We start from the raw sequence: 19,556 nt of genomic DNA, 5'->3' as shown, positions 1-19,556 counted from the left end.
ATGCAGAGCCGCGGTAGCTGCGGTAAAGTAGCGTATCCCCTATCCGCTCCCAGCAGTGACGGCTTGATCAACTATGATTGCATCTTTGGATTCTCGTACGGCCCCGTTTAAACGCCTGAGCACTCATTACGTGCGTTTCCTCGACGCCTTGCGCGCCCGTGGCTTCGAAGGCGAAATAGCCCCTGACTATGCCAACCGCACGGTGCTGGCAACGGATAACTCGATTTACCAGCGCCTGCCCCAGGCGGCGGTGTTTCCTAAGCACGCGGAAGACCTTGAGCGCCTTGCTAAGCTGGCTGCTGAGCTGCCCCACCGCGATGTCGTACTCACGCCTCGTGGCGGCGGTACCGGTACCAACGGCCAGTCGTTGACCGATGGTATCGTGGTGGACGTTTCCCGTCATATGAACCAGATCCTCGAGATCGATGTTGAGGCACGTCGGGTACGTGTTCAGGCGGGCGTGGTAAAAGATCAACTCAACGCGGCGCTGAAGCCCCATGGGCTGTTTTTTGCCCCAGAGCTATCCACCTCTAACCGCGCCACCATCGGCGGGATGATCTCCACCGATGCCAGCGGCCAGGGCAGCTGCGAATACGGCAAAACCCGTGATCATGTGTTGGAGCTGGATACGGTTCTGCTGGGAGGCCAGCACCTGCATAGCCGTGCGCTTAGCGCTGACGAAGAGCAGCAGGCCGTTGCCCAATCCGGCATGCTCGGCCAGGTGCATACCACCGCGGCTGAGATTATCGATCAACAGCGCGGGCTGATTGAGGCGAAATTTCCGCCGCTCAACCGCTGCTTAACCGGCTACGATCTGGCGCATCTGCGGGAAGCAGAAGGCCAACTGAACCTGAACAGCCTGCTGTGTGGCTCGGAAGGCACGCTGGGCTTTTTGAATGAAGCGGTACTCAATGTGCTGCCGATTCCCAAGCACGCCACTTTGGTCAATGTGCGTTACGTCAGCTTTATGGACGCGCTACGCGATGCCAAGGCATTGATGACGACCAGCGCGCGCCCCACCTCGATTGAAACCATCGACGACACCGTGCTGCAGCTGGCCATGGAGGACTTTGTCTGGGACAGCGTGGCGGCGTTTTTCCCCGCCACCGGCAGCACGCCGATTCGTGGCATTAATCTGATCGAATTTAATGACGATGATCCTGAACGCTTGGCCGAACGGGTGCAGGCGTTCACAGACCACTTAAGCCAAGATCCCACGGTCGAACGTTTAGGCTACACCTTGGCCGAAGGCCGCCCGCAGATTCAAAAAGTTTACGCCATGCGCAAACGTTCGGTGGGCTTGCTAGGCAATGTGCAGGGCGAAAAACGCCCAATTGCGTTTGTCGAAGATACCGCCGTACCACCGCAGCACTTGGCTGACTTTATTACTGAGTTTCGCGCCGCACTGGATGCCCGCAAGCTCTCCTATGGTATGTTTGGCCATGTCGATGCGGGGGTGCTGCACGTTCGCCCGGCGCTGGATATGAAAGATCCCGAACAGGAAAAACTGATTCGTGAGATTTCTGATCAAGTGGCTGACCTGACCCAGAAGTACGGCGGGCTGTTATGGGGCGAGCATGGCAAGGGCGTGCGCTCGGAGTACGGCCCCAAATTCTTTGGCGAGCTGTATCCCAGCCTACAGCGCGTTAAAGCCGCGTTTGACCCGCATAACCAGCTAAACCCCGGCAAGATTGCGTCGCCCGCTGAAGGCAGCGAACTAATCGCCAAAGACAGTGACCCTGAGCTATTAACGATTGATGGCGTCACCCTGCGCGGCCAGTTGGATCGCACCATTGATGAGCGGGCGTGGCAGGCCTACGACGCAGCTGTGTACTGCAATGGCAATGGTGCCTGCTACAACTACGATGTTGATGACCCCATGTGCCCTTCCTGGAAGGCTACCCGTGACCGCATGCATTCGCCCAAAGGCCGTGCCAGCTTAATGCGTGAGTGGTTGCGTCTGCAGTCCCAGGCTGGGATCGATGTCGTGGAAGAGTCGCGCAAAAAGAAAGCCGAAAACGGCTGGGGCTTTATCAAAAGCTTTCCGCTCCGCGTCGCCAATACGCTCAGCCGCAAACAACACCGCGACTATTCTCACCAAGTTTACGACGCCATGGCGGGCTGCTTGGCATGTAAATCCTGTGCCGGCCAGTGCCCGATTAAGGTCAACGTGCCGCAGTTCCGTTCGCAGTTTTTAGAGGTCTACCACGGCCGCTATTTACGCCCGCTGCGTGATTACATCATCGGTGGCACTGAGTTCATGCTGCCTACGCTTGCCAAGGTGGCGCCGCTGTATAACGCCCTACTCAACCAGCGCTGGGTCGATAGCCTAATGCGTAAAGGGCTGGGAATGAGCGACTCCCCGCAGCTTTCCCGCGCCAGCGTGAAAAAGCAGCTGCGCGCCTGGGGCGTGGCCGAAGCTACGCCTACCTCGCTTGCACTGCTGACTGAACAGCAGCGTGCCAACAGCGTGATCATTGTCCAGGACGCCTTCACCAGCCACTTTGAAGCCAAGCTGGTGATAGACGTGGTGGAACTGCTGTCGCGGTTGAATCTGCGCGTGTTTGTGATGCCGTTTTCTGCCAACGGCAAACCGCTGCAGGTACAGGGCTTTTTAGGCGCCTTTGAGCGCACGGCGGAAAAACAGGCCAAGCGCCTGCGGGCACTGGCAGAGTTCGACGTACCCATGTTGGGGATCGACCCCGCCATGACGCTGACCTACCGCCAAGAGTACGTCAAAGCCCTGGGGGCTGAGCAAGTGCCCAACGTGCTGATGCTGCAAGAGTGGCTAGCCACGCGTATGAACACGCTAGTGCCTCGCCCACTGAACCTAACCGACCCTGGCTTTAAGCTGCTGTCTCACTGCACCGAAAAGACCAACGCCCCGGGCAGCCCAAAGGCCTGGCAGCAGGTGTTTGCGGCATTTGGTTTAGAGCTGGAGTTAGCCACCACAGGGTGTTGCGGCATGTCGGGCACTTACGGGCATGAAACGCGTAATGTCGCAACCTCCAAAACCATTTATGCTCAATCCTGGCAGCCCCAGGTGGAAGCCGACGAAAACATGGGCAAGCTGCTCGCCACCGGCTACTCCTGCCGTAGCCAGGTGAAACGCTACTCAGCACAAACGTTGCACCACCCGCTTCAGGCACTACTTACATGCCTCAAGCGGGAAAGTTAATAAGCGTTTAACACCATTGATTAAAAAAACAGCTGCTTGAGGGCTTGGCCAGGGTCCTCTTCACGCATAAAGGCTTCACCAACCAAGAAACCGTTCACCTCATGGTCGCGCATTAGCTCCACGTCATCGCGGGTATGGATTCCGGATTCAGTGATGACCGTGACGCCTTCAGGAATGCGCGGCAGCAGGTCTAATGTGGTGTTCAGACTGGTCTCGAAGGTATGCAAATTACGGTTGTTGATGCCCACCAGCTTTAGATCCAGCGCTAGGGCACGCTCTAACTCAACAGCGTCATGCACTTCTACCAGTACATCCATGCCTAACGCATTGGCTTGCTGATGCAGATCGCGCAGCTGGGTGTCGTCTAGGGCAGCAACAATCAGCAGGATGCAGTCTGCACCGATGGCACGCGCCTCGGTCACCTGATAGCGATGGGTAATAAAATCTTTACGAATAACGGGAAGGTCACAGGCATCGCGGGCAGCGATCAGAAAGTCTTCATGCCCCTGGAAGAAATCGGCATCCGTTAATACTGACAAGCAGGCTGCGCCGCCCTCAGCATAACGCTTAGCGATATCATCAGGATGAAAATCCTCACGTATCACGCCTTTGGAAGGCGAAGCTTTTTTCACCTCAGCGATAACCGCTGCGTCACCAGCGGCAATACGCGCATTCAGTGCAGCAATAAAGCCACGGGGGGCGCTTTGCTTGTCAGCCAACGCCAGCAGTTCTGCTTCAGAAACCGCTTGTCGGCGCTCGGCTACTTCTTCGTCTTTACGAGCCAAAATACGCGTTAAAATTGTTGGCGTTGCCTGGTCAGTCATTAGATTTTTTACCTTTTAAAGACGCTAGTGAAGTGTGAAAGCTCTCGAAGCTTCTCTAGCGGTAACTTTGAGGCCTGCGCATCCTGGGCCACCATCACCCCTTCTTTTAAGCTGTCGGCCACACCAGAGCAGTAAAGTGCAGCACCCGCATTAAGGGCCACTATATCTGCCGCCGCACCCTCGCCACTCAATGCGGCTTTTACCAGTCGTAAGCTGTCTTCAGCGCTGGCTGCTTTAAGCGTAGCTAAGCTTTGTCGCTCAATACCCAACTCTTCTGGAGTGATGGTGTACTCAGTAATTTCGCCATCTTTTAGTTCAGCCACGCGCGTCGGTGCCGCCAAGGAAATTTCATCCAAGCCATCTTCAGAGCACACCACTAACACGTGGCGACTGCCAAGCTTGCGCAGCACTTCAGCCATCAACGGCACTAACTCCAGCGAGTAAACCCCCAGCACCTGGTTAAGCGCACTTGCAGGGTTAGTCAACGGGCCAAGGATGTTAAACAGCGTGCGCACGCCCATCTCCCGGCGCGGCCCGATAGCGTAGCGCATAGCCGGGTGATGATTGGGGGCAAACATAAAGCCCACGCCAACCTGTTCGATACAGCGCGCTACCTGTTCAGGCTTAAGATCAAGGTAAATGCCGGCGATATCAAAAAGGTCTGCACTGCCCGACGAAGAAGAGACGCTGCGGTTACCATGCTTGGCGACATGAGCGCCCCCTGCAGCCGCCACAAAGCTAGCCGCCGTAGAAACATTAAACAGGTTCGCACCATCACCGCCGGTGCCGACAATATCCACTACGTTATCGGTGTGCAGTTCAACGCGCTTCATGAGTTCGCGCATCACCTGTGCCGCCGCGCTAATTTCCTCGGCGCTCTCGCCTTTCATGGCAAGCCCCACTAGCAGGCCACCAATTTGCGCATCGGAGGCTTCGCCGGTCATGATCTGGCGCATTAGCGCGTGCATCGCATTGAAAGAGAGGTCTTCGCGGCGCATCACCGCGTTAATTGCATCTCGCATTTGCATGAACAGAAAAGCCCCTAAAGCGTATAAATTTGGCAATCAGCCGCGTTTTAAAAAGTTAGCCAATAACGCATGGCCTTGGCGCGTGAGTATTGACTCAGGGTGAAACTGTACCCCTTCAACATCCAGGCTGCGATGACGAAAGCCCATTATCAGCCCTGGCGTAACGTCATCGTCTGCGGTCCAAGCAGTGATTTCAAAACACTCCGGTAAGCTTGTTTTGTCTACCACGAGTGAATGATAACGGGTCACTTCTAACGGGTTTTCAAGCCCGCTAAAAACACCCTGCCCACTATGTACAACGGCAGATGTTTTACCATGCATCACCTGGGGCGCTCGCACCACTTTACCACCGTAGACTTGTCCAATCGCCTGATGCCCAAGACAAACCCCCAAAATAGGCAGTTTACCCGCAAAGTGGTCAATCGCCGCCAACGATATGCCCGCCTCATTAGGGGTACACGGCCCCGGTGAAATGACTAGATGAGTAGGCGCTAAGGCGTCAATCTGCTCAAGGGTAAGCTCATCGTTGCGATAGGTCATGACCTCGGCACCCAGCTCACCCAGGTACTGGACGATATTGAATGTGAAGCTGTCGTAGTTATCAATCATCAATACACGTTGCACTACCTGCACTTGCGCCATCGCCGCAGCTACTCCATCACATTAATCAAACCCCTTGGTAGGGATGATACCCCAACCCAAGCACCACTTGCAGGGCCAAGGGTCGGCTAAAACATTCGCACTTCTAATACTCTGGTAATTTTCAGTGAGGAACAAACACTGAGTTTATCAGTAAATTATGAAGAGCTTTTCAAGGTAATCAAAAATCCTTAAAGCGACTGGTTAGCCCTTCCTGCTAGGTTTAAACAACTTGGCAGCATGACGAAACTGGCAACAGGCCATGACTGTCTTTATCATCTGCCGACTTTTTAATGCGTTAGGAGCGTGACATGGACAATCGAGCACCCTGGATAATAACGCTCGTATTGATGACGACTGTCAGCAGCCCTCACGCGCTGGGAGACACCTCGTTTAACGTCATCGCTTCGTTTTCAGTCATTAAAGATTTAGTGAAGCGTGTCGCAGGCGACAGCATCGGCATTACAACCATTGTGCCCACAGGTGAAGATGTGCACCGCTGGGAGCTTCAACCGCCAAATGCCCTGGCTGTCGAGGAAGCTGACATTGTTTTCTACAACGGGTATGGGCTAGAGCCATGGATACGGCATATTGAAGCCATGGCAGACGATTCACTAACGCTGACAGCACTTGCAGAAAGTGCCGACTATGAGCCGCTAGCGATTCCGGTAGGCCAATATAGAGACAGCGCTGATCCGCATATGTGGATGGACCCAAAAGGGGCAGCCGCTTATGTTGATGTGATAGAAGAAACGCTTATCGAACGCTATCCCGAGCAGGCTGAGGCGTTTGCCACGCGCGCCGCTGAAACTCGTGAAGCACTGGCGCTGTTAGATCATCAACTTAGGGAGCGCTTGGAAGGCATTCCGCAAACGAATCGCATGCTCACTACCAGCGAAGCCTCCATGGCTTACTTTGCCCGTGCCTACGGTTTTGAATACGCCGCCATTTGGGGGATTGGCAGTGAGACAATTGGCAGTGCGCAGGCGATGGAAGCAATGAGCATGCACCTTTCACAAAAACGCCCGCCTGCACTGTTCTATGAAAGTACCTCACCCTATATCCACATGGATGCACATGCCCGAGCAACGGAGCTTTCGCTGGCAGGGCCTTTATACGTAGATACCTTGAGTGATACTGACGGCCCCGCCTATAACTACCCTGCTATGTTGCGCCATAACGCTGAATTACTGCATGAATACCTAGGCGGCGCACGGGCAGAAAAGCAGCCCTAGAAAAAACAGCCCCATCACCGACTGTTTTACTCCGTCAGCGCCAGCAATGAGCTAATGATCACGTCAGGCTGGCTATGCTCAATCGGCTCGCCGTGGTTATAGCCGTAAGGTAACGCCACGGTAGTAAAGCCAGCAGCTTTGCCCGCGGCGATATCGTGGCGTGAATCGCCTACCATGACACTTGCCGAAGGTGGGATATCCAGCTGTTGGGCTACATGGAGTAGCGGCAACGGGCTGGGTTTTTTCTCGGCAAGCGTGTCACCGCCAACACAGTGCGCAAATAGCGCCAATAGCTCAAAATGGCTCAAAATTGGCGCAATAAAGCGCTCAGGCTTGTTGGTAATCAGCACCAGCGGATAGCCCGCCTTGTGCAAATCGTGCAGTGCTGTTCGCACGCCTGGGTAGAGCCTGGTTAGCGCATTGGGGGCAGCACCGTAATGGCGCATAAAAGCGTCATAGGCGGTGGTTTGTAATACCTGCCCCGGCGCCTCTGATAACGCCCAGGTTAGTGCTCTTTCGACAAGTACCTGCGCACCATTACCCACCCAGTTACGCACATGCTCTTCACTGGGCACAGGCAGCCCAACATCGCTGAGCGCGCGCTGAACCGCTATCGCTAGATCCGGGACCGAATCAATTAAAGTGCCATCTAAATCAAATGCAATTAACCGTTTACCCTGCAAAATGGCATGCACGCTCTCTCCCCCTAGGCTAGGTAAAAATATTTTTCAAAAAATGGCCGTTAGTAAACGTAATCGCCATTAATTCTTTTATCCTACCGACTTAGCACGTCGCCAACCACGCCCGAAAGCTCTATGCTGTGATCATCTTATCCGAGGAGAAAGTAATGACCATCCCCCGAATTGTGATCGTCGGCGGCGGCGCTGGCGGACTTGCTCTAGCAACACGCTTAGGACGCACGCTGGGCAAAAAAAAGCGCGCCGAGATTGTCCTGCTAGACCGCAATGCCACCCATGTATGGAAACCACTTTTACACGAACTCGCGACCGGAGTATTGAACTCCAGCATGGATGAAGTGGATTACCGTGGCCACTCTTCCACACACCATTACCGCTACCAGCGCGGCTCTTTAAATGGCCTTGACCGCGAACAAAAAGTCATTCACCTAGCACCCATCAAAGATGAAGACGGCGTTGAAATCCTTCCCTCTCGAAAACTAACCTACGATTATTTAGTAATAGCGCTCGGCAGTATTTCAAATGATTTTGGCACGACGGGCGTTGCGGAACACTGCCACTTTATTGATTCGCCTCAGCAGGCCAAAGCGTTTCAGCGCGATATGATCAATACCTTTTTGCGTTATACCGATCCAACGCTGCGCCAAAACGCTGAACTGACCATTGGCATTGTAGGCGGCGGCGCAACGGGCGTAGAGCTTTCTGCCGAGCTTCTAGATGCTTCGCGCTTGCTTAACGCCTACGGCGTAACCGCTGTTGACCACCAAACGATTAGCGTACACCTCATCGAAGCTGCTCCCCGCCTGCTGCCCGGTTTGTCAGAGCGTATTAGTGAAACAGTGCAGCAAGAGCTGGAAAATATGGGGGTCACCGTTCACGTCGGTACCGCTATTCAAGAAGCTCAGCAGTATCAATTGGTAACCGGCGATGGCGAGGTTATCGAAACGGATCTGAACGTGTGGGCAGCGGGCATCAAAGCACCGCCATTTTTGGCTGAATTAGACCTGACCACTAATAAGAAAAATCAGATTAACGTCCACCAAACGCTGCAGAGCGTCGATGACCCTTATATTTTTGCCATGGGCGACTGCGCCGACTGCCCTCAGGGCGAAGGCAGCTCCGTGCCACCCCGGGCACAGGCTGCTCATCAACAGGCAACGTTACTCGCCAAAAACCTGATGCACTGCCTGGATAGCAAACCACTGCAAAGCTTTACTTATCGTGACCATGGTTCGCTGGTGTCGCTCGCCCGCTACGATGCGGTAGGAAAGTTGATGCGCAGTTCCGCGTCTCGTGGGCTGTTTTTAGAGGGTTGGTTAGCGCGCCAAGCCTACGCTTCACTCTATCGAATGCATCAGTTGTCTATTCATGGCGCGCCCAAAACGGGACTCGCATGGCTGGTTGATAAGTTAAACCGCTACTTAAAGCCCCGCATGAAATTGCATTAAGCTGTTCGCTTAGCCGTTATTCTTTGCCAACTCGGCGCGCATTTGCTGGATAACGCTATCGTAACCGTGCGGGTCGCTTGACTGGTGAGCGTTAAAAATAGCTGAACCAGCGACGAAGGTGTCGGCACCCGCAGCGGCGATATCAGCAATGTTATCTACCTTAACGCCACCGTCGATTTCTAAGCGGATCGGACGACCTGAAGCATCGATACGTGCCCGCGCCTCACGCAATTTATCCAGCGTGCCGGGAATGAATGACTGACCGCCAAAGCCTGGGTTAACGCTCATCAACAGCACCATATCAATTTTGTCCATGACATAATCGAGATACGAAAGCGGTGTTGCCGGATTAAATACCAGCCCTGCTTTACAGCCGCTATCGCGTATTAGCTGTAACGAGCGATCAACATGCTCAGAAGCTTCCGGGTGAAACGTAATGTAACTCGCCCCAGCCTCACTAAAATCGCCAATCATACGATCTACGGGCTTAACCATTAAGTGGACGTCTATGGGCGCCGTCACGCCGTGCTGGCGCAGAGCTTTGCAGACCATCGGCCCAATCGTCAGGTTCGGCACATAGTGATTATCCATGACATCGAAATGGACAATATCGGCTCCAGCGGCCAACACATTGTCGACCTCTTCACCAAGACGCGCGAAATTAGCGGAAAGAATCGAAGGGGCAATCAGGAAGTCCTGCTCAGCGCTCATAGTGCATTCCTAGGTTAACAGGGGAAAAGGAAGGCCCCTATCTTACCAGAGCCACCTAAGAAGCCCCATCTCCCTGCCGTTAAAGCTCAGTCGGCAATGAATGCATATCTTTAAATACATATTTCCAAATAGAATATAAAACATAATTGTAATTCCACAATCACAGGTTTAACCTTATCCTCATTGCGATTAAATCGCCCCCAGATGTAAGGAGCCTGTAATGACGCGATCTACTTTTTTCCGTACTGGCCTGCGCCGCAGCCTGATAGCCACCGCTGTTGGCGCGACTATGGCTGCCACAGCTGTTTCAAACACGGCGATGGCGCAAGAGCGCGAGTTACTGAACTCCTCTTACGATATTGCCCGTGAACTGTTTTCAGCTATCAACCCGGAATTCCAAGCGTGGTGGCAAGAAGAGCACGGTGAAGAGATTGCCATTAGCCAATCCCACGGCGGCTCTTCAGCGCAAGCGCGCGCGATTATGCAAGGAATGCGTGCGGATGTCGTTACCTTTAACCAGGTGACTGATGTCCAAGTACTTGCAGATGCAGGCCTAGTGGCCGAAGACTGGCAAGATGCATTCGACAATAACGCCTCCCCTTACTACTCCACTACGGCGTTTTTGGTGCGTAAAGACAACCCGAAAGGCATCGAAAGCTGGGATGATCTCGCGAAGGAAGGCGTACAAATCGTTTTTCCCAATCCTAAAACATCCGGCAACGGCCGCTATACCTATCTAGCGGCTTGGGGCTTTGCGGAAAATGAATTCGACGGTGATGAAGAAAAGATTCAAGACTTCATGCGCACCTTCCTACGTAATGTTGCGGTGTTTGATACCGGCGGCCGAGGTGCCACCACGAGCTTTATCGAACGCGGCATCGGCGACGTATTGATCAGCTTTGAATCAGAAGTAAACAACATCCGTGGCGAATACGGCAGCGACGACTACGAGGTCATCGTGCCGCCGGTCAGCATTCTGGCAGAGTTCCCCGTTGCGGTGGTGGGTGAAAATGCTGAGCGCAATGGCAACAGCGACCTTGCCCAGAGTTACCTTGAGTATCTCTACCGTGAAGACACCCAGCGCTTGCTGGCAGGCTTTAACTATCGCGTTCACGATGAAACGGTTGTGGCCGAATTTGCCGATCAATTCCCCGATACCGAACTTCTTGAAGTTGAAGATGTGTTTGGTAGCTGGGAAGAAGCAATGGAAAACCACTTTGAAGGCGGCGCCCTACTTGATCAACTGCAACGTCGTTAACGGAACCCCATGAGCCAGCTAGCATTATGGCGGTCCGGCAGCGCACGCGTGCTGCCGGGCTTTGGCCTATCTATGGGGATCAGCGTGCTGTTTATTTCGCTGGTTCTCCTTCTCCCGATCACCGGGCTGTTTGGCCAGTTGGCAGGGCTTAGCCTTGCCGAATACTGGGCCATTATTACCGAAGGCCGTGTGGTAGCCAGTTACATGGTCACCATAGGAGCGGCGGCTGTCGCGGCGCTGGTTAATGCAGTATTTGGCTTACTACTTGCCTGGGTACTGGTTCGCTACGAGTTTCCCGGCAAGCGCCTGCTAGATGCCTTAATGGACCTGCCCTTTGCGCTTCCCACAGCGGTAGCCGGTATTACCCTCGCTACGCTGTATGCGAGTAACGGCTGGATGGGCAGCTTATTAGAGCCGCTAGGGTTCCAGGTAGCTTACACCTGGGTAGGCATTGCACTGGCCATGGCGTTTACCAGCATTCCGTTCGTGGTGCGCACCGTACAGCCGGTGCTAGAGGATTTACCCGCAGAAGTTGATGAAGCAGCGATGTCTCTTGGCGCAACCGATGGCGTGGCGTTCTGGCGTGTGATCATGCCGCATCTGTGGCCAGCTCTCGTTACTGGCACCGGGCTAGCCTTTGTGCGCTCGTTAGGTGAATTCGGGGCGATTATTTTTATCGCGGGTAATATGCCCTACGAAACCGAAATCACTGCGCTGATGATTTTCGTCAAACTGCAGGAGTATGACTACGCGGGTGCCTCCGCAATTGCCTCCGTCGTGCTCTTTGTGTCACTGACCCTACTGCTGGCGATCAATATTTGGCAAGGCCGCTTTGTGCGCCGCTTGCATGGAGGAACAGGCTAATGCGCCGGATAGGTGATGCACCCGCTGTGCGGCGTTTACTGATTGGTGCCGCTCTGTTGCTGTCAGCGCTATTTTTGCTGCTACCTTTGGTGGCAATTTTTGCCCAGGCCTTCTCCCAGGGCGTGATGGTCTTTTGGGCCAACGTTAGCGATACGTTCACCCTGCACGCGATTGGCCTGACGCTCGTCATTGCGTTATTAACCATACCAATTTGCCTAGTATTCGGTGTCGCCTTGGCGTGGCTGGTTACCCGCTTCAGTTTCCCAGGCCGGCGTATTTTACAAACGCTGATCGATATTCCATTTGCCGTTTCCCCCGTTGTGGCTGGGCTTATCTATCTGTTGCTATATGGCCGTAATGGCTGGATTGGCAGTTGGCTAGACACCCACGATATTCAACTGATGTTCGCTTGGCCCGGCATTTTGATGGTAACTATTTTCGTGACCTGCCCGTTTGTGGCACGTGAACTTATTCCGCTCATGCAGGCCCAAGGTTCCCGGGAAGAAGAAGCCGCCGTGACCCTCGGCGCTGGCGGCTGGACCACTTTTCGGCGTGTCACGCTACCCAACATTCGCTGGGCACTGCTCTACGGGATCATCCTCACTAACGCGCGTGCCGTGGGTGAATTTGGTGCCGTTTCGGTGGTCGCCGGGGCTATTCGCGGAAAGACCAACACCTTACCGCTGCATCTAGAGCAGCTTTATCAGGATTACAACGCAGTGGGCGCGTTTTCTAGCGCCGCACTACTGGCCCTTATTGCCCTGTTAACCCTTGCGGCCAAGGCAGGCCTGGAATGGCGCGCAGCGCGCCAGGAGGCATTTTTATGAGTATTCGCCTACAGAATATCGCCAAGCACTTTGCCAATACTCAAGCGCTTGAGCCGATCAACCTGGACATTCATGAAGGCGAACTAGTCGGTCTGCTTGGCCCGTCTGGCTCAGGAAAAACCACACTGCTGCGTATTATTGCCGGCTTGGAGAGCGCTGATCGCTCTCCTCAACCCGGTAAAATACTGTTCGGCGACCGCGATGTAACTAACGTTCACGTTCGCGATCGCCGTATTGGATTTGTTTTCCAGCACTACGCTCTCTTCCGCCATATGAGCGTGTACGACAATGTAGCCTTTGGGCTAACCGTGATGCCCAAAAAGCGACGCCCATCCAACGGCGAGATTCGCGCCCGCGTCTTTAGGCTGTTGGAAATGGTTCAGCTGCAGCATTTAGCTAACCGTTTGCCTGCCCAGCTCTCTGGCGGCCAGCAGCAACGTGTTTCTCTCGCCCGCGCCTTGGCCGTTGAGCCTGACGTATTGCTTTTGGATGAGCCATTTGGCGCGCTGGATGCCAAGGTGCGCCAGGATCTACGACGCTGGTTACGCCGCCTGCATGAAGAGCTTAACTTTACCAGCGTGTTTGTTACCCACGATCAAGAAGAAGCGCTGGAGCTGTCTGACCGTGTGGTGGTGATGAGCAACGGACGTATCGAGCAAATTGATACGCCTGAAACGCTCTATCGTTCGCCCAAAAATCGTTTTGTATTTGAATTCCTTGGCGACGTTAACCACTTGGAAGGCAAGGTACACCAAGGTGTGCTCACCTGCGGTGACGCCCATCTCAATGTTGACTTGCCTGACGGTAACGAAGAGCTATTGCTACGTCCTCATGAAGTGCGCCTTGCCCAGCAGCCTAGTGCAGAGAGTCATCTGCCGGTGACAGTGACTGCCATTTCACCGGTAGGTGCTGAAGTGCGTGTTGAGCTGGAAGCCGACTGGCTGGCTAAGCCATGGCTTGCAACGGTGCGTCATGCTGATTTCGAGCAGCTTGAGATGCGCCGTGGACAACGCCTCTTCGTCCATCCACGGCAATGGCACCGCTTCCCAGCAACAGAGTCAAAAGTGACAGAGCAAAGCCGCGCCGCTTAGGGCATGCCAACAACGGCACAAGCAGAGGGCAGCTTTAGTTCGCGACCGATTTAGAGCTGCCACCTCCTACCTTTCTTTCACTCGCGACAGATAAGCTATCAGCCTGTATCAACAGTTGGTTAGCGCATTTGCCTAAACGTGAGGCTCACCCGCGGCTCACAATCTTTCTTGGTTTTAGGCAGGCTATGTAGCCAGTTTTGCTGCGTGGCACCTTTCATCACCAACAGACTACCGTGCTCTAGATTAAGCGATAGACTCTCCCCTGTTTGTTTATGTTTAAACGAAAATCTCCTTTCGCCACCTAGGCTCAACGCACCAATCACACCATTCTCAACCAGGTCTTTTTCAGCATCACTGTGCCAACTCATACCTTCCGCGCCTGAACTATAGAAGTTACACAAGCACGAATTAAATACGTCACCGCAGTTACTCTCCACTACCTGCTTAATCTCTTGTAAAAAACCAGGCCACACTGACGCCATCTTGGTATATCCAGAGTAGGTATAAGAGACCGGCGCATCTGCATACCAGGCTATTTTCCTCTTGGTAACGATCTCTTTTCCGTAAATAAACGCTCGATCATGCTCCCAACTTAGTTCGTCCCGACATTTAGCTAGATACATATCGGCAATGGCCGTCTCTAGAAGTTTGCCGTGGTAATAGACCGCCCCATCTTGTGGAAGCAGGTTAATCAACTTCATATCGTCGTTTTCAAACAGATCTGTAAACGTCATAGCGATGCCTATTTTGTACCGACTACAAAGACAGCAAGAAACGGGTTTCTCCCATGTTCCAAAGGCGGCAATACTGAGCCACACGAGGATAACCCTAGGGCTTGTTGACTAATAGAAAACCTTAAAATGGGGAATAAAATGAAAGCAATCGACTATATACGACTCCTATCATTAGCCGCTATCTGGGGAGCTAGCTTTCTTTTCATGCGCATCGCCTCCCCAGCGATAGGGCCAATCAACACAGCATTTTTTAGAGTCTTTTTTGGCCTACTGGGTTTAGCTTTTATCATCTTAATCATACGCAAAAGCCTGGAATTCAGAGGTAAACTAGGCAAGGTTTTGATATTGGGCGCTATCAACTCAGGCCTTCCTTTTCTTATGTACAGCATAGCAGCAACATTATTACCTGCTGGATACTCCGCTATTTTAAATGCCACAACGCCTTTAACGGGTGCCATGATTGGCTTATTTATCTTTAGCGAGCGTTTATCGTTAAGAAAATGGATAGGTGTCACATTAGGTATTATCGGTATTACGGTCATTACTACGGTGGGTGATTCAAATATCGTCGGCAATATATACATTGGCGTGGCGGCTTGTATCATAGCCACTGTTGGTTACGGCTTTGCGGGATTTCTCACCCGAAAGTGGATAACCCAACAGGGCGGCCTGGATTCAACGCTGGTAGCGTTTGGCAGTCAAATAGGCGCGACCGCTTTTCTCAGCCCCTTTTTGATCTGGAATATTTCATATGGCCCTAGCATTGATTGGCTTCAAGGTGATGTGTGGATCAGTCTGTTAGCCGTCGGATTTTTATGCACCTCTCTCGCTTATATCCTCTATTTTAGATTGATCGCCGACATCGGGCCTTTACGGTCGCTCACTGTCACCTTCTTAGTACCACCCTTCGCTGTGCTATGGGGCTTTTTAGTGCTTGATGAAACGATTTCCAGCGGATTCTTATCAGGGTCTGCCGTCATTTTATTGTCCGTCTGGTTAATCGTTGGTCCTGATTCCCAAAAAACAGCCTAACGCATTTGATCGATATCGCTGACGGCGCTTCTCACGACACGGCGTTGAAAGCGACGGCACAACCCACGCCACCAGAACATACCGCCAGCACACTACCCGCGTTATACTGACGTTTTAGCCATAGCGGAGGAAGACCATGCGTCGGCGCCATTTTTTACACCTCTCTGGTGCGCTGCTTACCAGCGTTTTGCTAGCGGCCTGCGCTAGCCCTCAGTACCTACAGCTAAGCCCAGAGCGCAGCGCCAGCGTGCCGCAGACAGGCTCTGGCCAACAAGTCACCGTGATAACTGCTGATGCCAGAGAAAGTGAAGTGATTGGAACACGCTCAGGTGGCAGTATGTCGACCGCGCAGATTACCGTGAGCAGTCATGAGCTCATTCCGCAGCTGCAAGCCGAAGCAGAACGCGCTGTGCGCGATATGGGGTTCACTCCTACTCGCGATGCTGCCCAAGGCCGCCCGAGCATTACTCTTGAACTCGCTGGCCTTAACTATGCCAAAGGTGAAAGCGGCCAACCGCTGATCGACGAAGCGCGTATTGAGGGAGTTTTCCGAGCGATTGCCCAGAACAAAGGCACGACGTATACCGGCACTTACACCTCGCGACGCACCCAAGGCTATGCCATCAAGCCCAGCGAAGATGCCAATGCACGCATGCTAAACGATTTGTTAAGTGATGGTTTAAATCGTGCGTTTAGTGACCCAGAGTTGGGCCGCTTACTCGCTCGCTAAACCGTTTTATCCTGATAGCTTATTCTGAGAACATCTGCCCGCTTTGCGGGCAGATTTATACGTGCGGGCCACGACGCTCCAGCACCCAAATGCTTTCGCTGCGGCCCCGTTCATCAGCCTCTCTATTCTCAACCAATTCAACGCGGAAGTTGGGCATAAACAAATGCTCAATTTCGCCGTTGGACACACTGTAAGGTGGGCCTGCATTGTCTTCATCGTGGGTTAACCCCACTAATAACCCTTTAGCACCAGGCGGCACTAATTGGGCAAGGTGGAAGGCATAGCGCTCTCGGGTAGCCGGAGGCAGTGCAATTAATGAAGCTCGGTCATAAAATGCGCCCACTTCCGCTGCCTGTTTGATGTGCAAGTGAAAAAAATCGCCGCACCACACTTCCACGCTACCCTGGCGTGAGACATTAAAACCTGCCTGGGTATAGCGCGATACACTCGCATTGCTCTGGGCCAGAAACTGCTCGATTGCTTCAGGAGCCAACTCAATGCCCAGCACGGGGTGCCCTGCATCTGCTAGCCAACGCATATCCAGGCTTTTTCCGCATAACGGCACAAGTACTTTGGCCCCAGGCGTCACATTAAGCGTAGGCCAGTACTGGACAAGCGCCGGGTGCGTATCGGACAAATGAAAGCCAATACGTCCCTCTTGCCAACGTTGGCGCCAGGGGTTTTCCATTGCGGCCACCTCGTACTCGAAATTTATCCGAAACGCTTATTTTTTAACGTCGTTTTAAAACCAGCGGTCTCTCTTTTTACGACGACGCGGCAAATGGGGAACAATCAGACCCACTAATAACCCAGCACCGGCAACCCCACCACCGTACATGAAATAGCGCATCAGCAGATCTTCTTCCTGCGTTTCTAGGCGCGCCTGCAAGGCACGCACCTGCTGGCGAGACTGCTCTGCTTCACTATCAAGCTCGTGGTTACGCGCTTCTAACTCGACGATCCGCTTTTCACGGATATCAAGTGTTTCCGTCATAGAAGAAATGCGCTGCTCCCAAGTATCGTTAATGCCATCCAATTCTTGGGTAAGCTCATCGACTTGGGCTTGTAGTACGGGTAACTGTTGACGGGCACTCGGGTCTTGCTGTAGTTCGCTACTGAGCACCCACACCGTATCGCCGCTACTACTACGTACGCGAGTATAATCACCGCTTGTTTCAAGCGCCTCGACCTGCTCACCTGCATTTAACGTTCCCACAATACGATAACCATCGGTGGGGCCACTACGCACATACGTGCTTAACTCATCGCTTACCCAAGCTTGGTTATCAGACTGAGCAAATGCAGGAGCTCCTCCAATACTCAACAACACGCCAACGGCAGTGGCGTAACAACTACTACGAAGTTTATTTACTTGCATGACGTCATGTCCTGATTGTAAAAACGCGCGAGGCAGACGAAGCCGTCGCGCGTATCGCTCAAAGCGGTGCGCTTGTCTAGGCGCTTACCCTTCTCCACGAGGCGGCAATGGAAAGGGACGAGGAAACTCTGCGACGCGGGCATCGCTTTTAACTGCTTTCAAAGGGCCTTCACGTTCTACTTCGTCAATACGCACAATGGCGTTAAGCGGCAGATAACTGCGCTTAACACCGTCAAAGGTACGCTGTAGCTTTTCCGCCCCTGGATCAACAACAACCCGCGACGCATCGTCAAAGACAAACTCCTCGACTTCAATAAAGCCCCAGAGTTCGCTTTGAAAGATTTCTCTGACGTATAAATCCCATATTTCACCCTGCTGGTGAACCACCACACGGTAGATCGGCTTGGCCGCCATCTTGGCCTATTCCTCTTGCCACTTGAACATAATGTTAAGGAGCCTAGCCTAACATACTCAGGGGTTTGCTCTTTAGTATGCCACCCTCAAAAGCGCTTATTTTTGGCTACTTTCACCTTCAGTGGCTGCTAATTAGCCGACGGAAGGCCCTATCGTGTATGGTGAAGTAAGTGGTATGGCAACTTTATTCACTCACCCACAGGAGTCACCGTCATGCAAAAGGATACCAATAAGGGCTATATCGCCCTACTAGGTTGGAGCCTCAATGCGATCGAAGCGGCTGAGAATTTTGACCGCCGCTACATCGTGGTTGCACCCGACTGGGCCGAGGAGTACTGCCAGAAACATGATATTCCCTACGTTCCATGGAATTTTGAGCGTCTCAATGATCGCTCCATCGAAATTGCTGAAACGCTGAAAGAAAAAGGCGTCGACGTCGCTATTCCGCTTTATGAGGAAACCGTTGAGTGGGCTGGCGCTATTAATTCTGTGCTACTCGACAATCCACGTATTTACGGGCAATCGCTGTTGCTGCGCGACAAAGCATTGATGAAGCGTCGCGCCCAGCTTGGCGGCATCCGTGTGGGTATTTTCGAAGAAGCCCACGATAAAGATGACGTAGTACGCTTCCTTAAACGCGTTAATCAGACGCTACTCAAGCTGGATGGCGACCCCAACGACCCTATTCACCTGAAGGCGTTCGATAAGGCTGGCTGTCTTGGCCACCGCGTTATTCGCACACCGGATGAAGTCGATACTATCCCCGACGAAGAGTTCCCTGTGCTGATGGAGTCTCACTTAGACGGCTGGGAATTCGCCGTTGAAGCGTGGATTCACGATGGCAAGATCGCTTTCCTGAATATTTCAGAGTACGTCACACTTGGCTACTCAGTATTTGTGCCCGCGTCTCCAGAGCTTGAAAAATACCGCGAGCAGATTACGGCACAAATCGAAAAGCTGATCAAAGCGTTTGATATTGAATTCGGCCTCATTCATCCCGAGTACTTTGTCACCAGCGACGGGGAAATGTACTTTGGTGAAGTCGCTTACCGCCCACCTGGCTTTAAAGTCTTCGAACTTCTTGAGCGGGTTTATGGATTTAACGCCTATCAGGCATCAATGCTGGTATTCGATCCTAAAAGTACAAAAGAAGAAGTCGCTGCTTTCTTTCCCAAAGAAGTGGTGGACGCAGATGGGTTCGCGGGCTGCTTTGGCGTTTATCCCCGCCGCCGGGTTGTTAGCCGCCTGGAGATTCCTGAAGAAACAGAGGATCACCCCTATTTTGAATCCCACGAGCTGACATCACCGGTTGAAGAAACCGTCACTAAACGTACGGCGTTTGGTACCCACTGGGGCTTGGTCTACTTTAAAGGCGAAGACGCACATACACTGCGTGATCTGCTTAAACGCCAAGAAGACCTCGACTTCTATGTATAATCCCTGCCTCGGCTGGGATAAGGAGTCAAT

At 53.0% G+C, this 19,556-nt stretch carries 19 protein-coding genes; 10 read left to right on the top strand and 9 right to left on the bottom strand.

The window, feature by feature from the left end; translation table 11 throughout:
• Positions 1 to 73 precede the first annotated feature (73 nt).
• Positions 74 to 3,178 carry a D-2-hydroxyglutarate dehydrogenase YdiJ gene (gene ydiJ, locus NF683_RS13670; protein ID WP_089038613.1) on the top strand — a complete coding sequence of 1,035 codons (3,105 nt, stop codon included), beginning with the start codon at positions 74 to 76 and terminating at the stop codon, positions 3,176 to 3,178.
• A gap of 20 nt (positions 3,179 to 3,198) precedes the next feature.
• Here the strand turns inward: ydiJ and trpC are convergent, their stop codons facing one another.
• From trpC to NF683_RS13655, 3 genes are read right to left on the bottom strand one after another with little or no spacing between them, the layout of a single operon-like run.
• Complete coding sequence (gene trpC, locus NF683_RS13665; protein ID WP_089038614.1) at positions 3,199 to 4,002, bottom strand: indole-3-glycerol phosphate synthase TrpC; 804 nt, start codon at positions 4,000 to 4,002, stop codon at positions 3,199 to 3,201.
• Between the two features lie 8 nt (positions 4,003 to 4,010).
• Positions 4,011 to 5,030, bottom strand: coding sequence for an anthranilate phosphoribosyltransferase (trpD, locus tag NF683_RS13660; RefSeq protein ID WP_089038615.1), 1,020 nt, complete (start codon positions 5,028 to 5,030; stop codon positions 4,011 to 4,013).
• 36 nt (positions 5,031 to 5,066) lie between these two features.
• Complete coding sequence (locus tag NF683_RS13655) at positions 5,067 to 5,672, bottom strand: anthranilate synthase component II (protein ID WP_038482817.1); 606 nt, start codon at positions 5,670 to 5,672, stop codon at positions 5,067 to 5,069.
• A gap of 308 nt (positions 5,673 to 5,980) precedes the next feature.
• Between NF683_RS13655 and NF683_RS13650 the strand changes: the two genes are divergently transcribed.
• Positions 5,981 to 6,904, top strand: a complete 924-nt coding sequence (locus NF683_RS13650) for a metal ABC transporter solute-binding protein, Zn/Mn family (RefSeq protein ID WP_253920245.1) — start codon at positions 5,981 to 5,983, stop codon at positions 6,902 to 6,904.
• Between the two features lie 26 nt (positions 6,905 to 6,930).
• On the opposite strand, the gene NF683_RS13645 is transcribed toward NF683_RS13650, so the two are convergent.
• Complete coding sequence (locus NF683_RS13645; protein WP_089038617.1) at positions 6,931 to 7,599, bottom strand: phosphoglycolate phosphatase; 669 nt, start codon at positions 7,597 to 7,599, stop codon at positions 6,931 to 6,933.
• Positions 7,600 to 7,751: 152 nt separating this feature from the next.
• On the opposite strand from NF683_RS13645, the gene NF683_RS13640 reads away from it, so the two are divergent.
• Positions 7,752 to 9,050 carry an NAD(P)/FAD-dependent oxidoreductase gene (locus tag NF683_RS13640; protein WP_193060904.1) on the top strand — a complete coding sequence of 433 codons (1,299 nt, stop codon included), beginning with the start codon at positions 7,752 to 7,754 and terminating at the stop codon, positions 9,048 to 9,050.
• Positions 9,051 to 9,059: 9 nt separating this feature from the next.
• Here NF683_RS13640 and rpe read toward each other — a convergent pair whose 3' ends face one another.
• On the bottom strand, positions 9,060 to 9,761 hold the full coding sequence (rpe, locus tag NF683_RS13635) for a ribulose-phosphate 3-epimerase (RefSeq protein ID WP_253920244.1): 702 nt from the start codon (positions 9,759 to 9,761) through the stop codon (positions 9,060 to 9,062).
• Between the two features lie 220 nt (positions 9,762 to 9,981).
• On the opposite strand from rpe, the gene cysP reads away from it, so the two are divergent.
• From cysP to NF683_RS13615, 4 genes are read left to right on the top strand one after another with little or no spacing between them, the layout of a single operon-like run.
• Positions 9,982 to 11,019 (top strand): thiosulfate ABC transporter substrate-binding protein CysP, encoded by a 1,038-nt coding sequence (gene cysP, locus NF683_RS13630; protein WP_253920243.1) that lies wholly within the window; start codon positions 9,982 to 9,984, stop codon positions 11,017 to 11,019.
• A 9-nt stretch (positions 11,020 to 11,028) separates the two neighbouring features.
• A complete protein-coding gene (gene cysT, locus NF683_RS13625) occupies positions 11,029 to 11,883 on the top strand; it encodes a sulfate ABC transporter permease subunit CysT (RefSeq protein WP_253920242.1) in 855 nt (284 codons plus the stop codon).
• On the top strand, positions 11,883 to 12,710 hold the full coding sequence (cysW, locus tag NF683_RS13620; RefSeq protein WP_089038622.1) for a sulfate ABC transporter permease subunit CysW: 828 nt from the start codon (positions 11,883 to 11,885) through the stop codon (positions 12,708 to 12,710). The genes cysT and cysW overlap by 1 nt, the downstream gene beginning before the upstream one ends.
• Complete coding sequence (locus NF683_RS13615; protein WP_089038623.1) at positions 12,707 to 13,801, top strand: sulfate/molybdate ABC transporter ATP-binding protein; 1,095 nt, start codon at positions 12,707 to 12,709, stop codon at positions 13,799 to 13,801. The genes cysW and NF683_RS13615 overlap by 4 nt, the downstream gene beginning before the upstream one ends.
• A gap of 119 nt (positions 13,802 to 13,920) precedes the next feature.
• Here the strand turns inward: NF683_RS13615 and NF683_RS13610 are convergent, their stop codons facing one another.
• Entirely contained in the window at positions 13,921 to 14,535 is a 615-nt protein-coding gene (locus tag NF683_RS13610; protein WP_253920241.1) for an alpha-ketoglutarate-dependent dioxygenase AlkB family protein, read from the bottom strand.
• 138 nt (positions 14,536 to 14,673) lie between these two features.
• Here NF683_RS13610 and NF683_RS13605 point away from each other — a divergent pair, with 138 nt between their 5' ends.
• Together NF683_RS13605 and NF683_RS13600 are read left to right on the top strand one after the other, a co-directional pair.
• Positions 14,674 to 15,567 carry a DMT family transporter gene (locus tag NF683_RS13605; RefSeq protein ID WP_253920240.1) on the top strand — a complete coding sequence of 298 codons (894 nt, stop codon included), beginning with the start codon at positions 14,674 to 14,676 and terminating at the stop codon, positions 15,565 to 15,567.
• 136 nt (positions 15,568 to 15,703) lie between these two features.
• The gene (locus tag NF683_RS13600; protein WP_089038625.1) at positions 15,704 to 16,297 is read left to right on the top strand and encodes a YajG family lipoprotein; all 594 of its coding nucleotides are present in this window, start codon (positions 15,704 to 15,706) and stop codon (positions 16,295 to 16,297) included.
• A gap of 55 nt (positions 16,298 to 16,352) precedes the next feature.
• On the opposite strand, the gene NF683_RS13595 is transcribed toward NF683_RS13600, so the two are convergent.
• The 3 genes from NF683_RS13595 to NF683_RS13585 form a co-directional block, all read right to left on the bottom strand.
• The gene (locus tag NF683_RS13595) at positions 16,353 to 16,985 is read right to left on the bottom strand and encodes a thiopurine S-methyltransferase (protein ID WP_253920239.1); all 633 of its coding nucleotides are present in this window, start codon (positions 16,983 to 16,985) and stop codon (positions 16,353 to 16,355) included.
• A gap of 54 nt (positions 16,986 to 17,039) precedes the next feature.
• The gene (locus NF683_RS13590) at positions 17,040 to 17,675 is read right to left on the bottom strand and encodes a TIGR04211 family SH3 domain-containing protein (protein WP_089038627.1); all 636 of its coding nucleotides are present in this window, start codon (positions 17,673 to 17,675) and stop codon (positions 17,040 to 17,042) included.
• 84 nt (positions 17,676 to 17,759) lie between these two features.
• Positions 17,760 to 18,089: a DUF1820 family protein gene (locus NF683_RS13585; protein ID WP_083002455.1), complete on the bottom strand. Its 330-nt coding sequence runs from the start codon at positions 18,087 to 18,089 to the stop codon at positions 17,760 to 17,762.
• A gap of 213 nt (positions 18,090 to 18,302) precedes the next feature.
• Here NF683_RS13585 and NF683_RS13580 point away from each other — a divergent pair, with 213 nt between their 5' ends.
• Positions 18,303 to 19,526 carry an ATP-grasp domain-containing protein gene (locus tag NF683_RS13580; RefSeq protein ID WP_089038628.1) on the top strand — a complete coding sequence of 408 codons (1,224 nt, stop codon included), beginning with the start codon at positions 18,303 to 18,305 and terminating at the stop codon, positions 19,524 to 19,526.
• Positions 19,527 to 19,556 lie beyond the last annotated feature (30 nt).

This window comes from Halomonas sp. MS1 (assembly GCF_024182575.1).
In the GTDB taxonomy this organism is placed as follows: domain Bacteria; phylum Pseudomonadota; class Gammaproteobacteria; order Pseudomonadales; family Halomonadaceae; genus Vreelandella.
Note: the sequence above shows the minus strand (reverse complement) of the source record. Positions and strands in the feature narration are given on the sequence as shown.